Consider the following 23,117-nt stretch of genomic DNA (forward strand, 5'->3'; position numbering starts at 1 on the left):
GGAACACGGCTTTGTAAGCCAGTTCCGACAGGAAACCAATAAAAATCGGCATCCCCATCCGAAAAGAGGCTGCGCGCGTTAAGCGGGCAGCCTCTTCTGGGCGACGTTATGGAAACCGTCTTATTGCTTGCTGGCAGCAGCTACCTGGGCAGCAACTTCTTCAGCGAAGTTGTCGACCGGCTTCTCGATGCCTTCGCCCACTTTGAAGTAGGTGAAGGAAACGATTTCAGCACCGGCTTTCTTCGCCAGGTCGCCGACCTTGATTTCCGGGTTCTTGACGAAAGCCTGCTCAACCAGGCTGGCTTCAGCCAGGAACTTGGAGATACGGCCGCTGACCATTTTCTCGGCGATTTCGGCAGGCTTGCCTTTCAGCTTCTCTTCGTTCAGCTGCAGGAAAACGCCCTTCTCGCGCTCGATCGCTTCAGCCGAAACGTCGGACGGCAGCAGGAACTCAGGGTTGGTTGCAGCTACGTGCATGGCGATGTCTTTCGCCAGTTCGGTATCGCCGCCCTTCAGGACAACTGCAACACCGATCTTGTTGCCGTGCAGGTAGGTACCGACCACGTCACCTTCAACGCGAACCAGGCGACGGATGTTGACGTTCTCGCCGGTCTTGCCAACCAGGACCAGGCGCGCTTCTTCCTGAGCTTCGATCAGCGGAGCTGCGTCGGTCAGTTTGTCAGCGAAGGCTTTGTCGACGCTGGCAGCGACGAATGCCTTGAAGTCGTCCTGCAGAGCCAGGAAGTCGGTCTGGGAGTTGACTTCCAGCAGAACGGCGGCTTTACCGTCGTCCTTGATGGCGATGGCGCCTTCAGCGGCAACGTTGCCAGCTTTCTTGGCAGCCTTGATGGCGCCCGAAGCACGCATGTCATCAATGGCTTTCTCGATGTCGCCGCCAGCCTTGGTCAAGGCTTTCTTGCAGTCCATCATGCCTTCGCCGGTACGCTCGCGCAGTTCTTTGACCAACGCTGCAGTAATCTCTGCCATTTCAAAATCCTCTTGGATAGGTTTTCAACCATTCCACCCGACCGAACGGGCGATCAATTCTTCCTGGAAAACCACTGCTTATAGACCGCGACAAGTTACAAACAGGTAGCTGCGCTGGCGACAAGTGGTTTTCGAGGTGGCAAAAAGGGGGCCAAGCCCCCTTTTTGCTTACTGAGTCAACGCCAGGGGCGTCGATTACTCAGCGGCTGCTGCCGGAGCTTCTTCAGCGAAGACTTCGGTGCCGCCATTAACATTGTTGCGACCACGGATCACAGCGTCAGCCATCGAACCCATGTACAGCTGGATGGCGCGAATGGCGTCATCGTTGCCTGGGATGATGTAGTCAACGCCTTCCGGGCTGCTGTTGGTATCGACAACGCCGATGACCGGTATACCCAGCTTGTTGGCTTCGGTGATCGCGATGCGCTCGTGGTCAACGTCGATCACGAACAGTGCGTCAGGCAGACCGCCCATGTCCTTGATACCACCCAGGGAGCGGTCCAGCTTCTCAAGATCGCGAGTGCGCATCAGCGCTTCTTTCTTGGTCAGCTTGGCGAAAGTACCGTCTTCGGACTGGACTTCAAGATCACGCAGACGCTTGATGGAAGCGCGGATGGTCTTGAAGTTGGTCAGCATGCCGCCCAACCAGCGGTGATCGACGTACGGCGAACCGCAACGTGCTGCTTCTTCAGCAACGATCTTGCCAGCGGAACGCTTGGTGCCGACGAACAGAATCTTGTTTTTGCCCTGGGCCAGGCGCTCTACGAAGGTCAGTGCTTCGTTGAACATTGGCAGGGTTTTTTCAAGGTTGATGATGTGGATCTTGTTACGCGCGCCGAAAATGTACTTGCCCATTTTCGGGTTCCAGTAACGGGTCTGGTGACCGAAGTGCACACCGGCCTTCAGCATATCGCGCATGTTGACTTGGGACATGATAGTTCCTTGATAAGTCGGGTTTGGCCTCCACGTATCCCAATGACCAACCAGCGGCTATATAAGCCGAAGGCACCCAGGTCATCGTGTCGACACGTGTGTGGATTTAAGCTTACGGGGTCATCCCCGGAAAGCGGCGCATTTTATACCACAGCAAGGGCGAAAACGGAACACGGATTCTGAAATCCCGGCAAAGCCCCTTTCCCACAGCCCTTTCATGGTTCATGGATGTACACCCATATAGAGAGAAGCGATGCATGTGGACGCGGATTTGCGCTGATCGTCTGTTAGAATCGCCTCTTTCAGGGCCACGCGAGTCATCATCCGCCGCCCATTTCGTTTTGAACAGCGCCGTCGGGCGCAGAGAGAGCCTGTATGACCGTCACCCTCAAGACTCCCGAAGACATCGCCAAAATGCGCGTCGCCGGCAAACTCGCCGCCGAAGTGCTGGAAATGATCGCCGACTACGTCAAGCCGGGCGTGACCACCGAAGAGCTGGACCGCATCTGCCACGACTACATCGTCAACGAGCAGAAGGCCATCCCCGCCCCGCTCAACTATAAAGGCTTCCCGAAGTCGATCTGCACCTCGATCAACCATGTGGTCTGCCACGGCATCCCCAACGAAAAACCGTTGAAGGACGGCGACACCTTGAACATCGACGTCACCGTCATCAAGGATGGCTACCACGGCGACACCAGCCGCATGTTTCACGTCGGCAACGTCCCGGAGTGGGCCGAGCGCCTGTCCAAGGTCACCCAGGAATGCATGTACATGGCCATTGAACTGGTGAAGCCGGGCTGCCGCCTGGGTGACATCGGCGAAGTGATCCAGAAGCACGCGCAGAAGAACGGCTTCTCGGTGGTGCGTGAGTTCTGCGGCCACGGCATCGGCAAGGTGTTCCACGAAGAACCGCAGATCCTGCACTATGGCCGCGCCGGCACTGGCATGGAGTTGCAAGCAGGCATGACCTTCACCATCGAGCCGATGATCAACCAGGGCCGCGCCGACACCAAGGTATTGGGCGATGGCTGGACCGCCATCACCAAGGATCGCAAGCTGTCGGCCCAATGGGAGCACACCCTGCTGGTGACCGAGACGGGCTACGAGATCTTTACCCTGCGCAGCGATGACACCATCCCTCGCGTTTCCGCCTGACCCAAACCCAGCCTTTAGCTATAGATAGACAGAAAGGAAAGCCATTCGATGCCGCAGGTGGATCCCGAACTCTTCGACCGCGGCCAGTTCCAGGCTGAACTGGCCCTGAAGGCAAGCCCCATCTCGGCGTTCAAGAAAGCGATCCGCCAGGCCCACGAAGTGCTCGACCAGCGCTTTCGCAGCGGCCGCGATATCCGCCGGCTGATCGAGGACCGCGCCTGGTTCGTCGACAACATCCTGCAAAAGGCCTGGGAGCAGTTCAACTGGAGCGAGGACGCCGACATCGCCCTGGTGGCGGTGGGCGGCTACGGGCGCGGCGAACTGCACCCTTATTCCGACATCGACCTGCTGATCCTGCTGGACAGCGCCGATCATGAGATTTTCCGCGACTCCATCGAGCGCTTCCTGACGCTGTTGTGGGATATCGGCCTGGAAGTCGGCCAGAGCGTACGTTCGGTGCAGGAATGCGCCGACGAAGCCCGCGCCGACCTGACAGTGATCACCAACCTGATGGAAAGCCGCACCGTTGCCGGCCCCGAGCGACTGCGCCAGCGCATGCTCGACGTCACCAGCACGGCGCACATGTGGCCGAGCAAGGATTTTTTCCTGGCCAAGCGCGCCGAACAGAAGGCTCGCCACCACAAGTACAACGACACCGAGTACAACCTGGAACCCAACGTCAAAGGCTCGCCCGGCGGGCTGCGGGATATCCAGACGATCCTGTGGGTTGCCCGTCGGCAGTACGGCACGCTCAATCTGCGGGCCCTGGCCGGAGAAGGTTTCCTGGTGGAGAGCGAGAACGCCCTGCTCGCCTCGTCCCAGGAATTCCTGTGGAAGGTCCGCTACGCCCTGCACATGCTCGCCGGGCGAGCCGAGGATCGACTGCTGTTCGACCACCAGCGCTCAATCGCCGGCCTGCTGGGTTTCGAAGGCCAGGACGCCAAGCAGTCCATTGAAAACTTCATGCAGCAGTATTACCGCGTGGTGATGAGCATTGCCCAGCTCAGCGAGCTGATCATCCAGCACTTCGAAGAGGTCATTCTCGCCTCCGAGGATGAGGCGCCGCCGCAGCCGATCAATTCACGATTCCAACTGCACGACGGCTACATCGAGGCGCGCAACGCCAACGTGTTCCGCCGCACGCCGTTCGCCATGCTCGAGATTTTCGTGCTCATGGCCCAACAGCCGGAAATCAAGGGCGTGCGCGCCGACACCATTCGCCTGTTGCGGGAAAACCGGCACCTGATCGACGACGACTTCCGCAACGACATTCGCAACACCAGCCTGTTCATCGAGCTGTTCAAGTGCAAGATCGGCGTGCACCGCAACCTGCGCCGGATGAACCGCTACGGGATCCTCGGGCGCTACCTGCCGGAGTTCGGCCATATCGTCGGGCAGATGCAGCACGACCTGTTCCACATCTATACGGTCGACGCCCACACGCTGAACCTGATCAAGCACCTGCGCAAGCTGCAATACACCCAGGTTTCGGAGAAATTTCCGTTGGCCAGCAAACTCATGGCCAAGCTGCCCAAGCCCGAGCTGATCTACATGGCAGGGCTCTATCACGACATCGGCAAGGGTCGCCAGGGCGACCATTCCGAGATCGGCGCGGTCGATGCCGAGGCGTTCTGCCAGCGGCACCAGCTGCCGGTATGGGACAGCCGCCTGATCGTCTGGCTGGTGCAAAACCACTTGATGATGTCGACCACCGCCCAGCGCAAGGACTTGTCCGATCCGCAGGTGATCCACGATTTCGCCCAGACCGTCGGCGATGAGACGCGCCTGGATTACCTCTACGTGCTGACCGTGGCCGACATCAACGCCACCAATCCGTCCCTGTGGAACTCCTGGCGCGCGAGCCTGCTGCGCCAGCTGTACACCGAGACCAAGCGAGCCTTGCGCCGCGGCCTGGAAAACCCGGTGGACCGCGAAGAACAGATCCGCCGCACCCAGAGCGCGGCCCTGGACATCCTGGTCCGCGGCGGCACCGATCCGGACGATGTCGAGCAGCTCTGGTCGCAACTGGGCGATGACTATTTCCTGCGCCACACCGCTGGCGACGTGGCCTGGCACAGCGACGCGATCCTACAGCAGCCGGCCGACGGCGGACCGCTGGTGTTGATCAAGGAAACCACCCAACGCGAGTTCGAGGGCGGCACGCAGATATTCATCTACGCCCCGGACCAGCACGATTTCTTCGCCGTGACCGTGGCGGCGATGGACCAGCTCAACCTCAACATCCATGACGCCCGGGTCATTACGTCCACCAGCCAGTTCACCCTCGACACCTACATCGTGCTCGACACCGACGGCGATTCGATCGGTGACAACCCGGCGCGGATCAAGCAGATTCGCGATGGCCTCACCGAGGCCCTGCGCAACCCGGCGGACTACCCGACCATCATCCAGCGTCGGGTGCCGCGCCAGCTCAAGCATTTCGCCTTTGCGCCACAGGTGACGATCCACAACGACGCCCATCGCCAGGTCACCGTGCTGGAACTCAGCGCGCCGGACCGCCCGGGCCTGCTGGCACGCGTCGGCCATATCTTCCTGGAATTCGACCTGTCGCTGCAGAACGCCAAGATCGCCACGCTCGGCGAACGGGTGGAAGACGTGTTCTTCATTACCGACGCCCATAATCATCCGCTTTCTGATCCGCAACTGTGCAGCCGCTTGCAGGAAGCGATCGTCCAGCATTTGAGCGTCAACCAGGAACCCGATGCTCATCTGACACGCATCAGCATCTGAATCAATAAATCCCCCCCTGTGGGAGCGAGCTTGCTCGCGATGGCGTCGGAACATCCAGATTGATGTTGCCTGAGCCGCCGCTATCGCGAGCAAGCTCGCTCCCACAAGGACCGCGCCCACATTGACGAGGCCCTCAATGAACAACGCTCTGAACCAGCTCCAGCCCTACCCGTTCGAAAAACTCCGCGCCCTGCTCGGCAGCGTCACGCCGAACCCGGACAAGCGCCCAATCGCGCTGTCGATCGGCGAGCCCAAGCACCGTTCGCCGAGCTTCGTGGCTGAGGCCATGGCCAGCAACCTGGAAAAAATGGCGGTGTACCCGACCACCCTCGGTATTCCGGAACTGCGTGAAGCCATCACTGGCTGGTGCGAGCGTCGCTTCAATGTGCCAAGCGGCTGGCTCGACCCGGCGCGCCACGTGCTGCCGGTCAATGGCACCCGTGAAGCGCTGTTCGCCTTCACCCAGACCGTGGTCAACCGGGGCGACGACGCCTTGGTGGTGAGCCCGAACCCGTTCTACCAGATCTACGAAGGCGCGGCGTTCCTGGCCGGGGCCAAGCCGCACTACCTGCCTTGCCTCGATGCCAACGGCTTCAATCCGGATTTCGATGCCGTCTCGCCGGATATCTGGAAACGCTGCCAGATCCTGTTCCTGTGCTCCCCCGGCAACCCGACCGGCGCCTTGATCCCGGTGGATGTGCTGAAGAAACTCATCGCCCTGGCTGACGAATATGACTTCGTCATCGCCTCGGACGAGTGCTACAGCGAACTCTACTTCGACGAACAAACCCCACCGCCGGGGCTGCTCACCGCTTGCGTCGAACTCGGCCGCAAGGACTTCAAGCGCTGCGTGGTCTTCCACAGCCTGTCCAAACGCTCCAACCTGCCGGGCCTGCGCTCCGGTTTCGTGGCCGGCGACGCCGACATCCTCAAGGGCTTCCTGCTGTACCGCACCTACCACGGCTGCGCGATGCCGGTTCAGACCCAACTGGCAAGCATCGCCGCGTGGAACGACGAAGTGCATGTGCGGGCCAACCGTGCGCTGTACCGGGAAAAGTTCGACGCGGTGCTGGAAATCCTCAGTCCGGTGCTGGACGTGCAACGCCCCGACGGCAGCTTCTACCTGTGGCCGAATGTGGCGGGCGATGACGCAGCCTTCTGCCGTGACCTGTTCGAACAGGAACACGTGACCGTCGTGCCGGGCTCGTACCTGTCCCGCGACGTGGACGGCGTCAACCCAGGCGCCGGCCGCGTGCGCATGGCCCTGGTCGCGCCATTGGCGGAATGCGTGGAAGCGGCGGAGCGGATTCGCGCGTTTATCCAACGTCGGGGTTGATGGCTATATCGCGCTGAAGCGGACCGCTGTCGTGGCGAGGGAGCTTGCTCCCTCGCCACAGGGGGCTGGTGTCGCCCCCATATCTGCGAACACCACAAATCCCCTGTGAGAGCGGGCTTGCTCGCGAAAGCGGTGGTTCAGCTTGCACTCATGTTGAATGGGCCTACGTCTTCGCGAGCAAACCCGCTCCCACTGAGGGTTGATGTCGATCGCGCGTCCTGTGAACAACACCAACCACTGTAGGAGCGAGCTTGCTCGCGAAGAGGCCGGCACTTATTACATCAAGTCCGAAGCTCTACCCGGTCCAGGCACTTGTTCGCCAACAACATCCCCAACTCAATCATCTGCGCCACTCCCAATGCTACATGTCGTCGCGAGCCGTCCTGATCGAAGGCAAGGTCATTGAGCATTGCATTGGCCGAAGCCAGGGTTTCGCTGAGGTTGGCCAGCAACACTTCGGTGTCGATACCGTCAGCCACAGTGAATAACTGTACTGAGGGCTTGGCTTCTGACTTGCTGTCGTCAGGTTTGAGGTAATGATCCAGCACACGGTCAGCAGCCTCTTGCAGCTTTTCGGGTGCGTAATCGCCGTAGGGGAAAGTGGAGGCAGGTTTTGGTGGATTTGGAGTTTCTTTGATCATTTGATGCTCCTTGGGTGTTGGAGCTGCCACAAAGTCTTCTCACGGACTTAGAGAGAGTGGCAGCCGTACGCGGGGTGAGAATCCGGGTTAACACCCACCAAAAACCCGGCCATGTCGAAACATGCCCGCGCACAGCCGCCATAACACGATGTATGGACGAAACGCGCCTGCACTTTATATGGCCGGCGCCTATGCGCATAGTGGGTGTTCGGATTCTCACGTCCGGTCGCTGAATTGGCAGCGACACCCAGAGGCTAGAGCCCCCGCGTCCGACGGACAACCTTAAAAACTTGTCGGAAATTTCGGCGCGTCTGACAGACCACGATCGCTTGCTCAGACAAGAAAAGAAATAAAACGGGCCTCCATAGAACAACCCATTGATTTTATTGGTTTAGAAGTTCAACAGATCTCATGCAGCCCTGTTTCAAGAATCAAGCTGGCTTGAATTCGTTATTACCGACAGCCATGATCGCCCCGTCACCAGCGAACGCTGGCAGAAGTCTGGGTCCCTCTCCGGGTTGACCCACCCACGCAGACGGGGCAAAGCAACCTCAGCTGCGTGTCGATTGGAAATGGAGTAATCACCATGAACATTCGCCCAATCCGCACCGACGAAGAATACCGGGTAGCTCTCAAAGAGATCTCTCCCCTGTTTGAGAATGAACCTGAACTTGGCACCCCGGAAGGCGTTGCTTTTGAAGTCATGGTCACTCTGATCGAGGCCTACGAAACCAAGAACTTCCCGGTTGATCTGCCTGACCCAATTGAAGCCATCAAGTTTCGCATGGAGCAATCCGGACTCACCGCAGCCGATCTGGCTCCCGCTATCGGAAAAACGAACCGCGTATACGAGGTGCTCAACCGTAAACGCTCGCTATTCGGGCGATGAGACGGATATTTATTTCCCCAACCCCAAATTCGCCTCCGCCAAATCCAACTCCCCCAGCACCTCCCGCAACACATCGTCGCCAATCTGGTGATGCCGGCTAAGCCGATACAGCTCCAGTCGCTGCGCCCGATAGGCCTTCAAGCGCAGCCGACGCTCCAGCAAATCCATCTCGAACGCCAGCGCCTGGGCTTCGGCTGAGTCGTTGAACACCTCGAGCTGATGGCGATACTCGGACATCAACCGCGCCTTGACCTCCGTCGCCAGCGCAGCCTGGGCCGCGTCCGGTACAACGCTTGGCTCTTCGACTTCCAGCGCATGAATCGCCGCCTCAGCGGTTTTACGCCACGCCTCGCGGACTTCGTTTCGGCGCTTGTCGTCGGGACTTTTCTCGATGCCACGCAGCAGCATCGGCAGGGCGATGCAGGCCGCGATCAGCGACAACAGGATCACCCCAGCGGCAATGAAGATCAGCAAGTCGCGCTCCGGGAATTCAACACCGGCGCTCAACAACAACGGCACCGACAGCACGCCCGCCAGCGTCACCGCCCCGCGTACACCGCCAAACGTCAACAACCAGCAGGCACGCGCCGTCGGCACCAGGGTCAGCTCGCCCTTGCCGCGCCAGCGGCGCACCAGCCCGGACACGCGCCAGATGCTTTGCACCCAGACGAACCGCAGCACCAGCAACACCAGGAAAATCGCCACCACGTCCAGGCAGCGATAAAACAGTGTTGGCCACAACGTCGTCTCGTGGCTGGTCACCGCCTTGATAATGTCCGGCAATTGCAAGCCCAGCAGCAGGAAGATCAGGCCGTTGAAAGCGAATTCCAGCAACGCCCAGACGCTGCGATTGAGCAACCGCGTGCCCGTCTGGCGCGGCAGCAGGTCGAGCCAACTCTGCATCATCCCCGCCGCCACCGCCGAGAGAATCCCCGAGGTGCCCAAGCGTTCAGCCAGCACATAGGCGGCAAACGGCAGTAACAACATGAACACCACGTGGGTCGCCGGATCGTCCCAGCCACGGGCAATCATCCAGGCCCGCAAGCGGCCCATCAGCCAACTCAGCGCCACGCCCACCAACAGGCCGCCGACCGCCACCAGGACGAAGGCCAGGCTCGCCCCCGCCAGGGAAAACACGCCGGTGATCGCCGCTGCCAGGGCGAACTTGAAGGTCACCAGGCCCGACGCATCGTTCATCAACGCTTCGCCCTGGAGCATGTGCATCAACGGTGCGGGCAAGCGATCCCGGGCAATTGCCGAGACCGCCACGGCGTCGGTCGGCGACAGGACAGCCGCCAAGGCGAAGGCCACCGGCAACGGGATATCGGGCAGCAACCAATGAATGAAATAACCCGCCAACACCACCGTGAACAGAACCAGCCCCACCGCCAGCGTCAGGACCGGCCCACGCAGGCGCCAGAGCTCGCGCTTGGGCATTCGCCAACCGTCGGAGAACAGCAGCGGCGGCAAGAACAAAAACAGGAACAACTCGGGATCAAGCGCCACATGCAGTCCCAACGAAGGCCAGGCCAGCACGGCACCGGCAGCGATCTGCACCAGGGGCAACGGCAGCGGGATCAACCGTCCGATCAGGCGCGACACGCCGACCAGCATCAACAGGATCAGGACGGTATAGGCGCTTTGCATAACGGACTTCCAATGACAGCCATACACATCTCCGGCAACAGCTGGCCGGTGAAGTGCCATATTAACTGCCGAGGCGGACCGCTGCCGTTGCACATTGGTCGCACCTCAGCGGCGTTAATGCGCCATCGTCCGTCGGCCAGCCCTAACCTCCACGCGGCAGGGGCGACCGGCAATCAACCAATGCTAAACCGCTCGCTCGGCGGCACTGAGGGTCGAGCGGGCCGAGACAAAATCGACGCTGTCACCCTCATTGTCGCTCTCTTCCTCAACATGTTCGGCCACCGGCGTTTCAACCAAAGGCAACATTCCCTGCAGCTCATCCGGATGAGCGGGACCGGCGGAAAGCCTGTCCAACGCAGCGGAAGCCTTGTCCGCCAACGGCTGCGTCATCACAGCCGTGGTCACCCAGGCGGCGAGCACCGGGGCCATGGTGGCGGTGACGGTCGCCTTGCCTGCTGCCGCAACACCCGCAGGCGAAATCCCGGCGTTCCTGGCTGCATTGACAGCGGCGGTTTGGGCCATGCCGATCGCGGTAATACCGCCGGCCAACGCGCCGAGACCACTGACCAAGCCCGTCGGCGTCACCAAGGCTTGCAGCGATTTGCTGCCATCGCGCATCGCGTCCAGCGGCAGGCTGCCGACTCGCTTGGCGATGCCCATCGCCGCACTTCCTACGCCATAGTTCTTGAGATCCTTGTAGCGCTGATGCCAGTCCTGGCGCCCCAACAGGTATTCCGGGCCAATCCGGTGTTTCGATTTATCGATGGAATGTTGCAGATCATAGGCCGCCATGCCGGAAAGCGGAGAACCGACAGCCGCCATCACCGAGTCCACCTTGCTGCCCGTCTGCGCATCGACCGTTTTTGTCACCACGGGTTGGACCACTGTGCGCAAGACGTTTCGCGCGGTGAAGGTCTGGAAGGTCAGGCTGCCTTCGACAGCCTGGGTCGTCAGGCTCGGCTTCACCGCCTGGGCGGCTTCCTGCATGACCGGCTCCAGCTCGGCATTGTCGGCCACCAGCCATTGGGTATCGCTGGTGGCGCGTTTCATCAGGCCATTGCCGACCGTGTCGGCGGCGCTGCTGACCAGGCCGGCAATGGCCGACAGCGCCAATGGCGCGGTAATCGAGCCATTGCCGGTCACCGCCGGGGCGAAGTCCAGCGCGATGGACGCCGCGCCAAAGGGAACCGAACGGAGGAATCCGACGGTGTCATGGGCCGCGCGATCCAGGCGCGAGCCCTTGGTGAGCACGGCGTCGACGCTTTCCGCGGTTTCGCCGTCATTGGCCAAGGTCCGTGAACGATCGTCGATCAGTGCTTCGAAGGCCTCGCGATTGGCACCGTTCATATGGGGCTCGAATACCCGGGTGAGCTGGGCCTTGATGGCGCCCGTCCGATTGGCCAGGTCCTGTTCAGCGGTGACAGGGCCGATCGGGACGGCTGCAGTGGTCCCGGTGGTCGAGGTCGTTGAAGGGGGCGGGAGTGTTTCTTCAGTTTGATCCGTCAGTGGATGGAACGGGGTCAGGGAGATGGAATCCATGGGCGGGGTCTCTTGTGTGGAAAAGTGCTGGGTCTACCTGTGCTGTGTGGCCACCTCTTTCCGATCGGTTCCGCCTCGTCCGATCCGTCGCGACAGTCAAGGCACTGAAAGGAACGACGTGGCATAATCGTCGGCTGATTTTCAGGACGATACCGGGAACGTTTTGGGGGAGCACTCATGCCCAATGAAAACAAGCACTTACAGCTTTTCGGCATCAAAGCCTGCGATACGATGAAAAAAGCCCGTACCTGGCTCGATGAGCACGCGGTGCGCTATGACTTTCACGATTACAAAACTGCCGGCATCGACCGTGAGCACCTGACCCAGTGGTGCAACGAGCATGGCTGGCAAGTGGTGTTGAACCGTGCCGGTACGACCTTTCGCAAACTCGACGACGAACGCAAAGCCGATCTCGACCAGACGAAAGCCATCGAACTGATGCTCGCCCAACCCTCGATGATCAAGCGACCGGTGCTCGATCTCGGTGACCGAACCCTGATTGGCTTCAAGCCAGATATTTATGCGGCAGAAATCAAGTAAGCCTGCCCAGTCCATTTTGTAGAGGTAATTTCATGTCCACTACCCTGTTCAGCCTGGCCTTCGGCGTTGGCACCCAAAACCGTGAAGGCGCCTGGCTGGAAGTCTTCTACGCACAGCCACTGCTCAAGCCGTCGGCAGAGATCGTCGCGGCCATCGCGCCGATCCTGGGCTACAGCGAAGGCAACCAGGCCATCACCTTCACCACCGCCCAGGCGTCCCAACTGGCTGAAGCACTGCGCAACGTCGACGCCGCCCAAGCCGCGCTGCTGACCCGCCTGGCCGAAAGCCACAAGCCACTGGTCGCCACCCTGCTGGCCGAAGATGCCCAACTGTCTTCCACGCCTGAGGCTTACCTCAAGCTGCACCTGCTGTCCCATCGCCTGGTCAAGCCCCATGGCCTGAACCTGGCCGGCATCTTCCCTCTGCTGCCGAACGTGGCCTGGACCAGCCAAGGCGCGATCGACCTGGCCGAACTGGCCGAGCACCAGCTCGAAGCCCGCCTGCGTGGCGAGTTGCTGGAAGTATTCTCGGTGGACAAGTTCCCGAAAATGACCGACTACGTGGTCCCGGCCGGTGTGCGCATCGCCGATGCCGCGCGTCTGCGCCTGGGCGCCTATGTGGGCGAAGGCACCACGGTCATGCACGAAGGTTTCGTCAACTTCAACGCTGGCACCGAAGGCCCGGGCATGATCGAAGGCCGTGTCTCGGCGGGCGTGTTCGTCGGCAAGGGCTCGGACCTGGGCGGCGGCTGCTCGACCATGGGCACCCTGTCGGGCGGTGGCAACATCGTGATCAAGGTCGGCGAAGGCTGCCTGATCGGCGCGAACGCCGGCATCGGTATCCCGCTGGGCGACCGCAACACCGTGGAGTCGGGCCTGTACGTGACCGCTGGTACCAAGGTGAAACTGCTGGACGAAAACAACCAACTGGTCAAAGTGGTCAAGGCCCGCGACCTGGCCGGCCAGCCTGACCTGTTGTTCCGCCGCAATTCCGAAACCGGCGCGGTGGAATGCAAGACCCACAAGTCGGCCATCGAGCTGAACGAAGCACTGCACGCGCATAACTAAGCGGCTTCACACAGTCACCTGTGGGAGCGGGCTTCTGTGGGAGCCGAGCTTGCTCGCGATGGCAGCGACACGGTTTCATTGCAAGACCGTGTCATCGTTCATCGCGAGCAAGCTCGGCTCCCACAAAAAAGCCCGCTCCCACAGGGTCCGGCGTAACTCCAGCAGGGCCCGAAAGCATGTTGATTCAATCCCCCTGGCGCGCCGATTTCCCGGCCATCGCCGCCCTGCAACGGCAAGGCCAGACCTACCTGGACAGCGCCGCCACCACGCAAAAACCCCAAGCTTTGCTCGACGCGCTGGCGCATTACTACGCCAACGGTGCGGCCAACGTACACCGGGCGCAACATTTGCCCGGGGCGCTGGCTACCCAGGCATTCGAAGACAGTCGCCTCAAGGTCTCACAATGGCTCAATGCCGGAAACTGCGGGCAAGTGGTCTTCACCCATGGCGCCACGTCGGCGCTGAACCTGCTGGCCTATGGGCTGGAACATCTGTTCAACCCGGGCGATGAAATTGTCGTCAGCGCCTTGGAACACCACGCCAACCTGTTGCCCTGGCAGCAACTGGCGGAGCGTCGCGCGTTGACCCTGGTGGTGCTGCCGCTGGATGCCGATGGGGTGATCGATACGAGTGCCGCCGCCGAGCTGATCGGACCGCGCACGCGCCTGTTGGCGGTGAGCCAGTTGTCCAACGTCCTCGGCACCTGGCAGCCGTTGCCGGCGCTGTTGGCGATGGCCAAGGCGCAGGGCGCGCTGACGGTCATCGATGGCGCCCAGGGCGTGGTCCACGGCCGCCATGATGTGGAGGCACTGGGCTGCGATTTCTACGTGTTTTCCAGCCACAAGCTCTACGGCCCCGAAGGCCTGGGGGCGCTGTTCGGTCGCAGCGAAGCGCTTGGTCTACTGCGTCATTGGCAGTTTGGCGGTGAAATGGTCCAGCAGGCCGATTACCACAGCGCCACCTTCCGCCCGGCGCCACTGGGTTTCGAGGCTGGCACACCGCCTATCGCCAGCGTGATCGGCCTGGGGGCGACGCTGGATTACCTGTCCGGGCTCGACGGGCAGGCGGTCATCGATCATGAAACCGCCCTGCATGATTATTTGCTCCACGGTCTGCAGGCGCGCAACGGCGTGCGCCTGGTGGGCAGCCCCCAACTCGCACTGTCCAGCTTCGTGGTCGATGGCATCCACAACGCCGACCTTGCGCACCTGCTGACCGAGCAAGGCATCGCCGTGCGTGCCGGGCATCATTGCGCGATGCCGTTGTTCAAGCATCTGAAGCTGTCCGGGGCAATCCGGGTGTCGCTGGCGCTGTACAACGATTCCGCCGACATCGAGCGTTTCTTCGAGGCGCTGGACCAGGCCCTGGAGATGCTGCGATGAACTTGCCTGACGATGCTGTCGCCGCACTGCAGATTTTCCAGGACGCCTCCGGGTGGGAACAACGCGCCCGGCTGTTGATGCAATGGGGCGAGCGCCTGGCGCCATTGAGCGATGCAGACAAGTGCGACGCCAACCTTGTCGGCGGCTGTGAAAGCCAAGTCTGGCTGGTGGGTCAGTTGCGAGACGGCCACTGGCAGTTTTCAGCCAGCAGCGATGCGCGGTTGATCCGTGGTCTGGTGGCGTTGTTGCTGGCGCGGGTCAATGGTTTGTCCGCTGAAGAATTGCAGCAGGTGGATTTGCCGAGTTGGTTCAATCAGTTGGGATTGTCGCGGCAGTTGTCGCCGTCGCGTAGCAATGGCTTGAACGCAGTGCTACAGCGGATGCGCGAGTTGGCGCAATAATTGTGGCGAGGGGATTTATCCCCGCTGGGCTGCGAAGCGGCCCCAAACCAGGCAACTCGGTGTGCCGAGAGGATTGAGTTCACAGTTTTAGGGGGCTGCTTCGCAGCCCAACGGGGATAAATCCCCTCGCCACAATTACTGTCCGGGCTTGGTCCTGTCCGCCGGCCGCCGCATGCCCGCGACGATCTTATCCACAGCCTTGGTCGCCGCGACCATGCCGAACGTCGCCGTGACCATCATCACCGCGCCAAACCCGCCGGCGCAGTCGAGCTTGACGCCGTCGCCGACGAAACTCTTCTGCAAGCAAATGCTGCCGTCCGGTTTCGGGTAGCGCAGTTGTTCGGTGGAGAACACGCAAGGCACGCTGTAGTGGCGGGTCACGGTGCGGGAGAAGCCGTAGTCGCGGCGCAAGGTGGAGCGCACCTTGGAGGCCAGCGGATCGTTGAACGTACGGTTCAAGTCGCAGACCTGGATCAGCGTCGGGTCGATCTGCCCGCCCGCGCCGCCGGTGGTGATGATCTGGATCTTGCGGCGCTTGCACCAGGCGATCAGCGCAGCCTTGGCGTTGACGCTGTCGATGCAGTCGATCACGCAGTCGATGTTCGGCGTGATGTATTCGGCCATGGTATCGCGGGTGACAAAGTCGGCCACCGCGTGCACGGTGCAGTCGGGGTTGATCCCGCGCAGCCGCTCGGCCATCACTTCGACCTTGGGTTTGCCGACGGTGCTGTCCAGGGCGTGCAACTGACGGTTGGCGTTACTGACGCAGACATCGTCCAGGTCGAACAGCGAAATCTCGCCCACGCCGCAACGGGCGATGGCCTCCGCCGCCCAGGAGCCGACACCGCCAACGCCGACAATCGCCACATGGGCCGCCCGCAGGCGCTCCAGGCCTTCGATGCCATACAAACGGGCGATGCCGGCAAACCGTGGATCTTCTGTACTCATGACCATTACCCCAAAAACCGGCGCGCATTATAGGGCTTTGCCACGGCAATTCGAGCCGTTCGCGAATTGAATCCCTCCAATTTTCCCTTGTGGGAGCGAGCTTGCTCGCGATGGCGTCAGTCCAGTCAATAGAGTATCGACTGATCCACCGCCATCGCGAGCAAGCTCGCTCCCACAGGTTTTGTGTTCCACCTGTCCCGCACCAGGGGGCCATGGTGGTCGTTTTGCTATAAGATAACCGCCATTTTGCGCGAGCCAGCCCGCGCCTGCACAAGCCTTGCGTTCACACTATATTCCCGGAGTTTTCCATGACGGCCCACGCCGACCTCTCGCCGACCCTGCAACTCGCCTGCGACCTGATCCGCCGCCCGTCCGTGACGCCGGCCGACGCCGATTGCCAGAAACTGATGATGCAGCGCCTGGGCGACGCCGGTTTCAAACTGGAGCCGATGCGCATCGAGGATGTGGATAACTTCTGGGCCAGCCATGGCAAGCAGGACGGCCCGGTGTTGTGCTTCGCCGGTCACACTGACGTGGTGCCGACCGGCCCGGTGCAGGCTTGGCAACTCGACCCGTTCGATGCGGTCATCGACGAACAGGGCATGCTCTGCGGCCGTGGCGCGGCGGACATGAAAGGCAGCCTGGCGGCGATGGTGGTGGCGGCCGAACGGTTCGTCGCCGACTACCCGGACCACAAGGGCTCGCTGACCTTCCTGATCACCAGCGATGAAGAAGGCCCGGCCCACCACGGCACCAAAGCCGTGGTCGAACGCCTCAAGGCCCGCCAGGAGCGACTGGACTGGTGCATCGTCGGCGAGCCGTCGAGCACCACGCTGGTGGGCGATGTGGTCAAGAATGGCCGGCGCGGTTCCCTCGGCGCGAAGTTGACCGTGCGCGGCAAGCAAGGCCACGTGGCTTATCCACACCTGGCGAAGAACCCGATCCATCTGGCCGCGCCGGCCCTGGCCGAACTGGCCGCCGAGCACTGGGACCACGGCAACGATTTCTTCCCGCCGACCAGCTTCCAGATCTCCAACCTCAATTCCGGCACCGGCGCGACCAACGTGATCCCCGGTGACCTGGTGGCGGTGTTCAACTTCCGCTTCTCCACCGAATCCACCGTCGAAGGCCTGCAACAGCGCGTCGCCGCCATCCTCGACAAGCATCAACTGGACTGGCACATCGACTGGGCCTTGTCCGGCCTGCCGTTCCTCACTGAGCCGGGTGCCTTGCTGGACGCCGTGTCATCGAGCATCAAGGACGTGACGGGCCGCGAGACCAAAGCCTCCACCAGCGGCGGCACTTCAGATGGTCGTTTCATCGCCACCATGGGCACGCAGGTCGTGGAGCTGGGGCCGGTCAACGCGACCATCCACCAGGTCAACGAACGCGTGCTGGCGGCCGATCTCGAAGTGCTGACCGAGATCTACTACAAGACGCTGATCAAGTTGCTCGCCTGATGCTCGCTTGCCCGATCTGCAGTGAGCCGCTGAACGCGGTGGACAACGGCGTGGTGTGCCCCGCCGGACATCGCTTCGACCGTGCGCGGCAGGGTTACCTGAACCTGCTGCCGGTGCAGCACAAGAACAGCCGCGACCCCGGCGACAACCAGGCAATGGTCGAAGCTCGCCGCGACTTTCTCAATGCCGGCCACTACGCCCCGGTCGCCCGGCGCCTGGCCGAACTGGCCGCCGAACGCGCGCCTGGGCGCTGGCTGGACATCGGTTGTGGCGAGGGTTATTACACCGCGCAAATCGCCGAAGCGTTGCCCAATGCCGATGGCTACGCCCTCGACATTTCCCGTGAAGCTATCAAACGGGCCTGCAAGCGCAACCCGCAGCTGACCTGGTTGATCGCCAGCATGGCCCGGGTGCCGTTGGCGGACGGCTGCTGCCAGTTCCTCGCCAGCGTGTTCAGCCCATTGGATTGGCAGGAGGCCAAGCGCCTGCTCAGCCCCGGCGGCGGCCTGATGAAAGTCGGCCCTACCGCCGGCCACCTGATGGAGTTGCGCGAGCGCCTGTACGACGAAGTCCGCGAATACACCGACGACAAGCACCTGGCCCTGGTACCGCCGGGCATGGTGCTGGATCACAGCGAAACCCTCGAATTCAGACTGACGCTCGATAATGGGCAGGACCGTGCCAACCTGCTGGCGATGACGCCGCACGGCTGGCGCGCCAGTGCCGAACGCCGCGCCGGCGTGATCGAGCAGGCCGAGCCGTTCGAAGTCACGGTGTCGATGCGCTACGATTATTTCATTCTTCAATAGTTACCTTGGGCCCCGGGCAACTGTCTGGGGCCAGTTAAATCCGCGAATGGATTTTTCAAGACCGCAGCGAGGACATCCATGCGCCAACCCGATATCGAGATTTACCTGAAGGACGCCGACGTCGACCACAAAGCCATCGCCCACTGGCTCGGCGAAGCCCTGGGGCCGTGCAGCGACTGGGTGCAGAAAGGCCAGACTTACAAGTGCAAGGCTGGCGACATCCCAGTGACCTGGTTGCCCAAGGCCGTAGGCAAATGGAACAGCCTGTATCTGGAAAGTGATCAGACGCCGTGGGAAGACGACATCGCCTGCGCCCGCGCCGCTTTCGCCGCACTGAACGTCGAAGTGCGCTGCGCACCCGGCTCGTGGGTGGAGGAAGAAGGTGAAGAGTCGGCGGATCGCTGGATTCGCATCAGCGCCGATGGGGAAGAAGAGATTACCTGGAAGACGGCGTGACGCTGACCTCCAGTCCACCGAAGAGCCAATGTGGGAGCGAGCTTGCTCGCGATAGCGGTCTGCCTGAGACGGTGATGTTGAATGTAACGCCGTCTTCGCGAGCAAGCTCGCTCCCACAGGGGATATGGGGTGGGCACGAACCAGGTGGCACCCCATCCAAAACTGTGGGAGCAGGCTCTCCCACACTGGTTTTTTGTGTTGCCAGTGAATGCGGGTTACAACCCCACCACATCCTCAGCCTGCAAGCCCTTCTGCCCTTCCACGACCGCGTACTCGACCTGCTGGCCTTCGGTCAGTGAACGGTGGCCTTCGCCACGGATCGCGCGGTAATGCACGAACACATCCGCGCCGCCTTCACGCTGGATGAAGCCGTAGCCCTTGGCGTCGTTGAACCACTTCACATTGCCGGTTTCGCGTGCTGCCATGATGCTCACTCCCATTTTTATTTTGAGTCGGCTTTTCGCAGGAAAGCCGTACGAACTTAGCCACCGTCCGGTCGTCGATGTGGAAGGCCGGGGCAGTAACTGGCCGAGTATATGACACCCGAGAAAACTCTCAACTGACTTTACTTCGGCGCTTTTTTGCCGATTTTCGACGAATCCGGCACACTGACGGCCGCTCCATCCCATTCACTCATGCAGAAGCCGTATGACCCGCTCCCCGTTCCGCCGTCTTGTGTTTGGCACCTTGCGCCGACTGCTGTATCTCTGGGTTCGCTCCGAGACGATCAACCAGTCGTCCTTTACCCTCAACCTCGACCGCAGTCGTCCCGTGTTCTACGTCCTGCAAGATCCTTCGCTCACCGATCTCGCGGTGCTCGACACCGAGTGCACCAAGGCCGGCCTGCCGCGCCCGGTGCTGCCGGTCTCGGTGGGCAACCTGCTGGAGCCGGCGGCATTCTTCTACCTGACGCCGGCACCGGACTGGCTCGGGCGCCAGGACAAGCGAGGAGCGCCGCCCACCCTGACGCGGCTGGTCGACGTGCTGACCCACAATGTCGCCGAAGATGCGCAGATCATTCCGGTCAGTGTGTTCTGGGGCCAGTCGCCCGACAGCGAATCCAGCCCCTGGAAGCTGTTGTTCGCCGACAGTTGGGCGGTCACCGGGCGCTTGCGTCGATTGCTGAGCATCATGATTCTCGGGCGCAAGACCCGCGTGCAGTTTTCCGCGCCGATCCACCTGCGCGAGCTGATCGAGCACGACAAGGGCCACGAACGCACCGTGCGCATGGCCCAGCGGATCCTGCGGGTGCACTTCCGCAACCTTAAAGCGGCGGTCATCGGCCCTGACATTTCCCACCGACGCAACCTGGTCAAGGGGCTGTTGAACCAGCCGCTGGTCAAGCAGGCCATTGCCGAAGAAGCCGAGCGGGAGAAAATTTCCCCGGAAAAAGCCAAGGCCCAGGCCCTGCGCTACGGCAACGAGATCGCCTCGGACTACACCTACACGGCCATCCGCTTCCTGGAAGTGGTGCTGAGCTGGTTCTGGAACAAGATCTACGACGGCATCAAGGTCAACCACATCGAAGGCGTGCAGAACGTCGCCCAGGGCCACGAAGTCATCTACGTGCCGTGCCACCGCAGTCACATCGACTACTTGCTGTTGTCGTACCTGCTGTTTCGCAACGGCCTGACGCCACCGCACATCGCCGCGGGCATCAACCTGAACATGCCGGTGATCGGCAGCCTGCTGCGCCGTGGCGGGGCGTTCTTCATGCGCCGTACGTTCAAGGGCAACCCGCTCTACACCGCCGTGTTCAACGAATACCTGCACACGCTGTTCACCAAGGGCTTCCCGGTGGAGTATTTCGTCGAAGGCGGCCGTTCGCGCACCGGGCGCATGCTGCAACCCAAGACTGGCATGCTCGCCATCACCCTGCGCAGCTTCCTGCGCTCGTCGCGCATGCCCATCGTGTTCGTGCCGGTGTACATCGGTTATGAGCGCGTGCTGGAAGGCCGCACCTACCTGGGCGAACTGCGCGGCGCGAGCAAGAAGAAAGAGTCGATCTTCGATATCTTCAAGGTCATCGGCGCCCTCAAGCAGCGCTTCGGCCAAGTGGCGGTGAACTTCGGCGAACCGATCAAGCTGGCGGAATTCCTCGACGGCGAACAGCCCGATTGGCGCCAGCAGGAACTGGGTCCGCAATTCAAACCAGCCTGGCTCAACGCAACCACCAACCGCCTCGGCGAACGCGTGGCGCGGCACTTGAACGAAGCCGCGGCCATCAACCCGGTCAACCTTGTCGCCCTGGCATTGCTGTCCACCAGCCGCCTGGCCCTGGACGACCAGGCCATGGCCCGAGTGCTGGACTTGTACCTCGCGTTGCTGCGCAAAGTGCCGTATTCACCGCATACCACGCTGCCTGAGGGCGACGGCCAGGCGTTGATCGAGCATGTCAAAGGCATGGACCTGCTGTCGGAACAGAGCGATGCCTTGGGCAAGATCCTGTACCTGGACGAGCAGAATGCGGTGCTGATGACCTACTACCGCAACAACGTGCTCCATATCTTCGCCCTGCCGGCGCTGCTGGCGAGCTTCTTCCAGAGCAGCTCGCGCATGAGCCGCGAGCAGATCCTGCGCTACACCCGGGCCTTGTACCCGTATCTGCAATCGGAATTGTTCATTCGCTGGTCGCTGGAAGAGTTGGACGGCGTGGTCGACCAATGGCTCGAAGCGTTCGTCGAGCAGGGCCTGCTGCGTTTCGAGAAAGACCTGTACCTGCGTCCTGCGCCAAGTTCACGGCATTTCGTGCTGCTGACGCTGCTATCGAAGAGCATCGCCCAGACCTTGCAACGCTTCTACATGACCGTTTCGCTGCTGCTCAACAGCGGCCAGAACAGCATCAGCGCCGAAGAGCTGGAAGACCTCTGCACCGTCATGGCCCAGCGCCTGTCGATCCTGCACGGGCTGAACGCGCCGGAATTCTTCGACAAGAGCCTGTTCCGCCACTTCATCCAGACGATGCTCGACCTCGACGTACTGCGCCGCGATGAAGCGGGCAAGCTAAGCTATCACGAGCTGCTCGGTGAACTGGCCGAAGGTGCGGCCAAGCGCGTGCTGCCGGCGGAGATTCGTTTGTCGATCCGCCAGGTGGCGTTGCATCGCGACGAAGAGGTGACTGAGACTCACAACCAGCCCTGAAACCTGATCTGGGGCAGCGTGGGGTTGCCCCGATCAGCCAGTCGATATATGCGATCCCACATCTTCAAGCGGCACAGGCGACGTCAAACGAAGAAAAGCCCTACAGATATCGTTAGACCAAGACTCTAGGATGGGCTCACGTCAATATCGACGGATTGAAAAGGAATTCAACATGAGCCTGCACACCATCCAAGCGTCCATTCATTTGCCTGAAGATGTTCAACTCCCTGAAAGCGGAGGCACTCACATCACTTTCGCAACGCCGCACACCTCCGGCGGCCATGGCGGCAACCAGATACCCAAAATGCCATGGATCGTCAGCTTCACCATCAACAGCGACGTCGCGACCGAAGGCGAAGAGTTTTCGGTGACCGCGCAAATCAACGCCCCTCGTCCTCTTTTCCTGAACACCCCGCATACGTTCATCTGGAACGGCGGTGATCAGAACGTTGATATCAACCTGACCCTCGCGCCACCGGAAACCGAAGAGACTCTGCCATTCACGTTCGGCTCCTGAGTCGCAACGTTCAGGTGGATTTATAAACCAGAATCCTCCAGATTCTCTTTGACGCTGGCGTGTTGTTGGCGTCAAAGGGAAAGGTAATGACCCATGAAAAGATTTGCTCTGCTTGCCTCCATGGCCGTACTGGCCGCTTGCCAATCGGCAACGCCACCCTCCGCAACCGTCCAAACCCTTGACGGTGAAGTATTCTATTTGCAGCGCATCGCCTTGCCGCCCACTGCAACCTTGACCGTGAGCCTGCAAGACGTTTCCCTGGCCGACGCTGCGGCGGTAGTGATCGACGAGCAACGTGGCCCGGTCGAAGGGCAGGTCCCATTACCGTTCAAGCTCAGTTATGATCCGGCACAGGTCAAGCCCGGTCATCGTTATGCCGTGAGCGCCCGCATCGAAGTGGACGGCCAGCTGATGTTCATCACCACAGAACAACATGCCGTGCAGCTCGATGGCAAAGATCCGCAGCCGTTGAAGATTCGCGTCAACGCCGCACGCTGATTCCTGTTCCACTCCTC

General features: G+C 61.3%; 20 protein-coding genes and 1 pseudogene. 14 read left to right on the forward strand and 7 right to left on the reverse strand.

The window, feature by feature from the left end; genetic code table 11:
* Nucleotides 1-120 precede the first annotated feature (120 nt).
* Together tsf and rpsB are read right to left on the reverse strand one after the other, a co-directional pair.
* On the reverse strand, nucleotides 121-987 hold the full coding sequence (tsf, locus tag Q7C33_RS16180) for a translation elongation factor Ts (RefSeq protein ID WP_030139490.1): 867 nt from the start codon (nucleotides 985-987) through the stop codon (nucleotides 121-123).
* Between the two features lie 195 nt (nucleotides 988-1,182).
* Nucleotides 1,183-1,920 (reverse strand): 30S ribosomal protein S2, encoded by a 738-nt coding sequence (rpsB, locus tag Q7C33_RS16185; RefSeq protein WP_003198231.1) that lies wholly within the window; start codon nucleotides 1,918-1,920, stop codon nucleotides 1,183-1,185.
* A 375-nt stretch (nucleotides 1,921-2,295) separates the two neighbouring features.
* Between rpsB and map the strand changes: the two genes are divergently transcribed.
* The 3 genes from map (at nucleotide 2,296) to dapC (ending at nucleotide 7,165) form a co-directional block, all read left to right on the forward strand.
* On the forward strand, nucleotides 2,296-3,078 hold the full coding sequence (gene map, locus Q7C33_RS16190; RefSeq protein WP_030139491.1) for a type I methionyl aminopeptidase: 783 nt from the start codon (nucleotides 2,296-2,298) through the stop codon (nucleotides 3,076-3,078).
* A 48-nt stretch (nucleotides 3,079-3,126) separates the two neighbouring features.
* Nucleotides 3,127-5,829, forward strand: a complete 2,703-nt coding sequence (locus Q7C33_RS16195; RefSeq protein WP_030139492.1) for a [protein-PII] uridylyltransferase — start codon at nucleotides 3,127-3,129, stop codon at nucleotides 5,827-5,829.
* Between the two features lie 136 nt (nucleotides 5,830-5,965).
* The gene (gene dapC / locus Q7C33_RS16200) at nucleotides 5,966-7,165 is read left to right on the forward strand and encodes a succinyldiaminopimelate transaminase (protein ID WP_407683774.1); all 1,200 of its coding nucleotides are present in this window, start codon (nucleotides 5,966-5,968) and stop codon (nucleotides 7,163-7,165) included.
* 281 nt (nucleotides 7,166-7,446) lie between these two features.
* On the opposite strand, the gene Q7C33_RS16205 is transcribed toward dapC, so the two are convergent.
* On the reverse strand, nucleotides 7,447-7,806 hold the full coding sequence (locus tag Q7C33_RS16205; protein WP_407683775.1) for a DUF6124 family protein: 360 nt from the start codon (nucleotides 7,804-7,806) through the stop codon (nucleotides 7,447-7,449).
* A gap of 586 nt (nucleotides 7,807-8,392) precedes the next feature.
* Between Q7C33_RS16205 and Q7C33_RS16210 the strand changes: the two are divergent.
* A pseudogene (locus Q7C33_RS16210) lies at nucleotides 8,393-8,683 on the forward strand (helix-turn-helix domain-containing protein); the annotation flags it as partial.
* Between the two features lie 21 nt (nucleotides 8,684-8,704).
* Here Q7C33_RS16210 and Q7C33_RS16215 read toward each other — a convergent pair.
* The gene (locus Q7C33_RS16215) at nucleotides 8,705-10,342 is read right to left on the reverse strand and encodes a Na+/H+ antiporter (protein WP_407683776.1); all 1,638 of its coding nucleotides are present in this window, start codon (nucleotides 10,340-10,342) and stop codon (nucleotides 8,705-8,707) included.
* A gap of 183 nt (nucleotides 10,343-10,525) precedes the next feature.
* Nucleotides 10,526-11,881 (reverse strand): type III effector protein RopAA, encoded by a 1,356-nt coding sequence (locus Q7C33_RS16220; RefSeq protein ID WP_407683777.1) that lies wholly within the window; start codon nucleotides 11,879-11,881, stop codon nucleotides 10,526-10,528.
* A 177-nt stretch (nucleotides 11,882-12,058) separates the two neighbouring features.
* Between Q7C33_RS16220 and Q7C33_RS16225 the strand changes: the two genes are divergently transcribed.
* From Q7C33_RS16225 to Q7C33_RS16240, 4 genes are all read left to right on the forward strand, one after another.
* Nucleotides 12,059-12,421: an ArsC family reductase gene (locus Q7C33_RS16225; RefSeq protein WP_217860243.1), complete on the forward strand. Its 363-nt coding sequence runs from the start codon at nucleotides 12,059-12,061 to the stop codon at nucleotides 12,419-12,421.
* Between the two features lie 32 nt (nucleotides 12,422-12,453).
* Nucleotides 12,454-13,488: a 2,3,4,5-tetrahydropyridine-2,6-dicarboxylate N-succinyltransferase gene (dapD, locus tag Q7C33_RS16230; RefSeq protein WP_030139499.1), complete on the forward strand. Its 1,035-nt coding sequence runs from the start codon at nucleotides 12,454-12,456 to the stop codon at nucleotides 13,486-13,488.
* Nucleotides 13,489-13,664: 176 nt separating this feature from the next.
* Nucleotides 13,665-14,870 (forward strand): aminotransferase class V-fold PLP-dependent enzyme, encoded by a 1,206-nt coding sequence (locus Q7C33_RS16235; protein WP_407683778.1) that lies wholly within the window; start codon nucleotides 13,665-13,667, stop codon nucleotides 14,868-14,870.
* Nucleotides 14,867-15,271, forward strand: a complete 405-nt coding sequence (locus Q7C33_RS16240; protein WP_407683779.1) for a SufE family protein — start codon at nucleotides 14,867-14,869, stop codon at nucleotides 15,269-15,271. The genes Q7C33_RS16235 and Q7C33_RS16240 overlap by 4 nt, the downstream gene beginning before the upstream one ends.
* 135 nt (nucleotides 15,272-15,406) lie before the next feature.
* On the opposite strand, the gene tcdA is transcribed toward Q7C33_RS16240, so the two are convergent.
* Nucleotides 15,407-16,225, reverse strand: coding sequence for a tRNA cyclic N6-threonylcarbamoyladenosine(37) synthase TcdA (gene tcdA, locus Q7C33_RS16245; protein WP_217860246.1), 819 nt, complete (start codon nucleotides 16,223-16,225; stop codon nucleotides 15,407-15,409).
* A gap of 302 nt (nucleotides 16,226-16,527) precedes the next feature.
* Between tcdA and dapE the strand changes: the two genes are divergently transcribed.
* The 3 genes from dapE (at nucleotide 16,528) to Q7C33_RS16260 (ending at nucleotide 18,944) form a co-directional block, all read left to right on the forward strand.
* Nucleotides 16,528-17,679 (forward strand): succinyl-diaminopimelate desuccinylase, encoded by a 1,152-nt coding sequence (gene dapE, locus Q7C33_RS16250; RefSeq protein ID WP_258648208.1) that lies wholly within the window; start codon nucleotides 16,528-16,530, stop codon nucleotides 17,677-17,679.
* Nucleotides 17,679-18,488, forward strand: coding sequence for a putative RNA methyltransferase (locus tag Q7C33_RS16255; protein ID WP_407683780.1), 810 nt, complete (start codon nucleotides 17,679-17,681; stop codon nucleotides 18,486-18,488). Before dapE ends, Q7C33_RS16255 begins: the two co-directional genes overlap by 1 nt.
* Before the next feature lie 78 nt (nucleotides 18,489-18,566).
* Complete coding sequence (locus Q7C33_RS16260) at nucleotides 18,567-18,944, forward strand: hypothetical protein (RefSeq protein WP_030139505.1); 378 nt, start codon at nucleotides 18,567-18,569, stop codon at nucleotides 18,942-18,944.
* 215 nt (nucleotides 18,945-19,159) lie between these two features.
* Here Q7C33_RS16260 and Q7C33_RS16265 read toward each other — a convergent pair whose 3' ends face one another.
* Nucleotides 19,160-19,369, reverse strand: coding sequence for a cold-shock protein (locus tag Q7C33_RS16265; RefSeq protein WP_003184959.1), 210 nt, complete (start codon nucleotides 19,367-19,369; stop codon nucleotides 19,160-19,162).
* A 223-nt stretch (nucleotides 19,370-19,592) separates the two neighbouring features.
* Here Q7C33_RS16265 and plsB point away from each other — a divergent pair, with 223 nt between their 5' ends.
* The 3 genes from plsB (at nucleotide 19,593) to Q7C33_RS16280 (ending at nucleotide 23,100) form a co-directional block, all read left to right on the forward strand.
* Nucleotides 19,593-22,085 carry a glycerol-3-phosphate 1-O-acyltransferase PlsB gene (gene plsB / locus Q7C33_RS16270; RefSeq protein ID WP_407683781.1) on the forward strand — a complete coding sequence of 831 codons (2,493 nt, stop codon included), beginning with the start codon at nucleotides 19,593-19,595 and terminating at the stop codon, nucleotides 22,083-22,085.
* Between the two features lie 172 nt (nucleotides 22,086-22,257).
* Nucleotides 22,258-22,602, forward strand: a complete 345-nt coding sequence (locus Q7C33_RS16275) for a hypothetical protein (protein ID WP_030139507.1) — start codon at nucleotides 22,258-22,260, stop codon at nucleotides 22,600-22,602.
* A gap of 93 nt (nucleotides 22,603-22,695) precedes the next feature.
* Nucleotides 22,696-23,100 carry a YbaY family lipoprotein gene (locus tag Q7C33_RS16280; RefSeq protein WP_030139508.1) on the forward strand — a complete coding sequence of 135 codons (405 nt, stop codon included), beginning with the start codon at nucleotides 22,696-22,698 and terminating at the stop codon, nucleotides 23,098-23,100.
* Nucleotides 23,101-23,117: the final 17 nt, after the last annotated feature.

Origin of the sequence: Pseudomonas sp. BP11-1-1 (assembly GCF_052112105.1) — a bacterium.
GTDB lineage: Bacteria > Pseudomonadota > Gammaproteobacteria > Pseudomonadales > Pseudomonadaceae > Aquipseudomonas > Aquipseudomonas alvandae.

Coding starts and splice junctions, on each gene's coding strand:
- tsf (WP_030139490.1), bottom strand. CDS start 987: ATGGCAGAGATTACTGCAGCGTTGGTCAAAGAACTGCGCGAGCGTACC.
- rpsB (WP_003198231.1), bottom strand. CDS start 1,920: ATGTCCCAAGTCAACATGCGCGATATGCTGAAGGCCGGTGTGCACTTC.
- map (WP_030139491.1), top strand. CDS start 2,296: ATGACCGTCACCCTCAAGACTCCCGAAGACATCGCCAAAATGCGCGTC.
- Q7C33_RS16195 (WP_030139492.1), top strand. CDS start 3,127: ATGCCGCAGGTGGATCCCGAACTCTTCGACCGCGGCCAGTTCCAGGCT.
- dapC (WP_407683774.1), top strand. CDS start 5,966: ATGAACAACGCTCTGAACCAGCTCCAGCCCTACCCGTTCGAAAAACTC.
- Q7C33_RS16205 (WP_407683775.1), bottom strand. CDS start 7,806: ATGATCAAAGAAACTCCAAATCCACCAAAACCTGCCTCCACTTTCCCC.
- Q7C33_RS16215 (WP_407683776.1), bottom strand. CDS start 10,342: ATGCAAAGCGCCTATACCGTCCTGATCCTGTTGATGCTGGTCGGCGTG.
- Q7C33_RS16220 (WP_407683777.1), bottom strand. CDS start 11,881: ATGGATTCCATCTCCCTGACCCCGTTCCATCCACTGACGGATCAAACT.
- Q7C33_RS16225 (WP_217860243.1), top strand. CDS start 12,059: ATGCCCAATGAAAACAAGCACTTACAGCTTTTCGGCATCAAAGCCTGC.
- dapD (WP_030139499.1), top strand. CDS start 12,454: ATGTCCACTACCCTGTTCAGCCTGGCCTTCGGCGTTGGCACCCAAAAC.
- Q7C33_RS16235 (WP_407683778.1), top strand. CDS start 13,665: ATGTTGATTCAATCCCCCTGGCGCGCCGATTTCCCGGCCATCGCCGCC.
- Q7C33_RS16240 (WP_407683779.1), top strand. CDS start 14,867: ATGAACTTGCCTGACGATGCTGTCGCCGCACTGCAGATTTTCCAGGAC.
- tcdA (WP_217860246.1), bottom strand. CDS start 16,225: ATGGTCATGAGTACAGAAGATCCACGGTTTGCCGGCATCGCCCGTTTG.
- dapE (WP_258648208.1), top strand. CDS start 16,528: ATGACGGCCCACGCCGACCTCTCGCCGACCCTGCAACTCGCCTGCGAC.
- Q7C33_RS16255 (WP_407683780.1), top strand. CDS start 17,679: ATGCTCGCTTGCCCGATCTGCAGTGAGCCGCTGAACGCGGTGGACAAC.
- Q7C33_RS16260 (WP_030139505.1), top strand. CDS start 18,567: ATGCGCCAACCCGATATCGAGATTTACCTGAAGGACGCCGACGTCGAC.
- Q7C33_RS16265 (WP_003184959.1), bottom strand. CDS start 19,369: ATGGCAGCACGCGAAACCGGCAATGTGAAGTGGTTCAACGACGCCAAG.
- plsB (WP_407683781.1), top strand. CDS start 19,593: ATGACCCGCTCCCCGTTCCGCCGTCTTGTGTTTGGCACCTTGCGCCGA.
- Q7C33_RS16275 (WP_030139507.1), top strand. CDS start 22,258: ATGAGCCTGCACACCATCCAAGCGTCCATTCATTTGCCTGAAGATGTT.
- Q7C33_RS16280 (WP_030139508.1), top strand. CDS start 22,696: ATGAAAAGATTTGCTCTGCTTGCCTCCATGGCCGTACTGGCCGCTTGC.